This is a genomic window from Nocardiopsis sp. CC223A (assembly GCF_030766825.1).
Lineage (GTDB): Bacteria > Actinomycetota > Actinomycetes > Streptosporangiales > Streptosporangiaceae > Nocardiopsis.
Map to the genome: position 1 here is coordinate 1 of NZ_JASFDV010000166.1, position 2,704 is coordinate 2,704.

The window sequence follows — 2,704 nt, forward strand, 5'->3', positions numbered from 1 at the left end:
GCGTTCTGTTTCCTCACCGGCGACCCCTGAGTGATCACCTCACGCAACCAGACGCATACCCAACAGTCACTTAGCCGTTCGGTCGAGACCGGGCCCGCCGAGCGCAGCGCGTGGGCACCGCCCTGTTCCCACGCGTGCCGCCAGCGCCGCACCGACCGCTCGGTCACCCGCAGCCTCCTGGCGATGGCACCGGTCTTCTCACCGCGCGCGAAGTGCTCGGCCGCGTCCATCCGCAACCGTTCTCGTCGTTCTTGCTCTTGGGGCGTGAGCCCGCCCCCTTGCGCGTACCTCATGAGGACGTCGCACCTCGGTGGTCGGCCGATGTCACCAGGTACCGGACATCACGAGTTCAAACTGAGTAAGTGCGGCTGGAGTATTAACAGGGTACAAGAACCGGACAGGTTAAATCTCAAGGTCAGGGGGAATGGATGTAAATCGTCTGACGTGAGGGAGTTGGATTGGATTGAAATTCCAGGCGGCGATGCCCAGGAAATCTATCAGCATGAACAGGGTCTCATAGAATATTATGGTGGAATCGGAGGGGGGACTCTCTTGAACCGGATCAATTCGCCGTTCAGGTAACGCTGGGGTTCTTGATGCTCTCACGGAAGCCTCGGCTGATGTGAGGATCGTAATTTCGGAATCCCTTTCCCCAGGGCATCTCTATTTGGGAGGCTTATGGTGGCCATCAGACCGTCGAAAATTTGGATCGAGCAGCTTAATGAAGAGCGGAGTGCTGTAGAGGCTGGGGATCTAAATCAAAATGAAGCGTCTTTTTTGGCGCCTACGACGTCGAATTCATAGAGGCGGTCGATCGGGTGCTCGCCGAGTTTGATCATTCTGTCTCGAGGGTCCCTCTCGATGTCGATTCGAATGTTTTCGGCCTGATTGAATCGGTTGTTGGTTCCCTCAATAAAATAAATGAAGAATTCCCCCATGGGTCAATTGATACGGACGAAAGGGAGCATATATGTCTTTATATTGACCAGGTCTTGGTTGGGGCTGGGGTGGATGTTGAAAATTTTGCCCTGAGGAATGGAATCCTTCGACATGAAATAACCGATAGGTGGAGGCGCTGGTAGAACTCTGGTTGTAGATCCGGTTTGCCCTGATAGATGACTATTTGCTGGGCGCTGTGAGACAACGTCTCGCCCAACCGGCCGTTCCTCGGACACAGCAACGGCCGCCGCCCGATCATCAATGGTTGTGAAGACACAGAATCCCGAAGCGGTGGCCGTGGCCACCAGCGTAGCGGCCCGACGATGGCCGCACCTGCTGAACGAGCTCACCGATACCGTTATCAGCCCCCATCTGCCCCGACCCGAGACCCGCGCCACCGCCCAAGCCTTGATCCGCACCCTGCTCGCCCCGCTCACCCGCAAGAACTGCTGGACCCTGGCCCGAGTACGTCGGCCACCACGCCCCCTACCGGATGCAACACCTGCTGGGCCGGGCCCGCATGGACGAAACCGCCCTGACCGCCTTCCTACGCGGCTACGTCACCGCGCACCTGGGTACCGACCCGGAGACGGGTGAGCAGTCGGCTCGGACGGTGTTGGCCACGATCGTTGGTTCGGGTTCCAAGGTCCTGGTGGAGATCACCATCGACCCGACCACCGAACGCGACGCTCCCGAGGGCGAGACCCTCTCTGTGGGTGCGGTTCAGGTCGACGCCGAGGGCGCGGGTATCCCGGGTCCGGTGGCGGCCGGGGATGTGGTCATCGCGACCGATGAGCACCCCTTCTGGGTTCCTGACCTGAAGGCGTGGGTCGACGCGGTCGATCTGGTGCCGGGTATGTGGTTGCAGACCTCGGCCGGCACCTGGGTCCAGATCAACGCGATCCAGGCCTGGTCCCAGTCCGCCACGGTCCACAACCTGACGGTTCAAGGCGTCCACACCTACCATGTGGCCACGGGGTCGCTCGACGTCCTCAACCACAACTGTGATGAGTGGAGTAGCAAGAGCAATCTAAATGAGCATGACATTAAGCATAGGGTGGAAATGGGATTTGAGTCTTCTGCCGAATATGAGAGTGCGTCCCAGGATTTGATGTGCGATTGCGATGGTGGTCGTCCTGGGGTGGAGAGGAAGTTCCATGCTGGAGACGAAAGGGGTCCTACCATCAGATACTTCGACTCGGAGAGTGGTGAATATGGAATGAAGGGCCCCAAGGTTATTATCAATTATTATAATCTTGATGGCGGATCTAAGACCTTTAATAGAATGCCAGGGATTCCCTGGCAGCCAGGGATGCCAAGTTGGTGAATTGTTGTCCGGATCTATGAAGTTCACATGCCCCTGCTGTGGAAGAAAGACGTTCGAGGGAGGCCCGGGGTCGGGTTTCATATGCCCAGTGTGCTACTGGGGGGACGAGATTGTGCAATTGCGATGGCCGCTTCTCGATGGGTGCGCAAATAAGGTGAGCCTTGTATGTGCTCAAGGCAATTTTATTTCATTTGGAGCTTCCGATGTTCGATTTCTGGAGGTGGTTTCCAGGGGTGGCGCCTCTTGGGATTTAGATGATTCTTGGAGGCCAATTGATTTTTCTGTTGATAACTTTGAAAACACCTTAGAAGAATCAAGTGAATGGCCGCGTGATATGACGGTTCTCTATTGGTGGACGGATTTTTATTGGCGCCTTTGACTTGCTTTTTGCTCCAGCTGCATTTAGTACTCCAGCCGCACTTGGAGATCTCGGTCTGA

4 protein-coding genes are annotated in these 2,704 nt (G+C 56.6%); 2 read left to right on the plus strand and 2 right to left on the minus strand.

The annotated features are described in order from the left end of the window. Positions 1-230, minus strand: a 230-nt coding sequence (locus tag QJS33_RS31140; protein ID WP_306371649.1) for a helix-turn-helix domain-containing protein, incomplete at its 3' end; no start/stop codon positions are given. 528 nt (positions 231-758) lie between these two features. Continuing rightward, entirely contained in the window at positions 759-938 is a 180-nt protein-coding gene (locus QJS33_RS31145; RefSeq protein WP_306371650.1) for a hypothetical protein, read from the minus strand. Positions 939-1,432: 494 nt separating this feature from the next. Here QJS33_RS31145 and QJS33_RS31150 point away from each other — a divergent pair, with 494 nt between their 5' ends. Together QJS33_RS31150 and QJS33_RS31535 are read left to right on the plus strand one after the other, a co-directional pair. Beyond that, positions 1,433-2,266, plus strand: coding sequence for a polymorphic toxin-type HINT domain-containing protein (locus QJS33_RS31150; RefSeq protein WP_306371651.1), 834 nt, complete (start codon positions 1,433-1,435; stop codon positions 2,264-2,266). Positions 2,267-2,282: 16 nt separating this feature from the next. Beyond that, a complete protein-coding gene (locus tag QJS33_RS31535) occupies positions 2,283-2,645 on the plus strand; it encodes a CPCC family cysteine-rich protein (protein WP_372339755.1) in 363 nt (120 codons plus the stop codon). The last annotated feature ends 59 nt before the right edge of the window (positions 2,646-2,704 follow it).

Bases quoted from the DNA above. Each gene is read 5' to 3' on its own strand.
- QJS33_RS31145 (WP_306371650.1), bottom strand. From the start codon at position 938: ATGGGGGAATTCTTCATTTATTTTATTGAGGGAACCAACAACCGATTC.
- QJS33_RS31150 (WP_306371651.1), top strand. From the start codon at position 1,433: ATGCAACACCTGCTGGGCCGGGCCCGCATGGACGAAACCGCCCTGACC.
- QJS33_RS31535 (WP_372339755.1), top strand. From the start codon at position 2,283: ATGAAGTTCACATGCCCCTGCTGTGGAAGAAAGACGTTCGAGGGAGGC.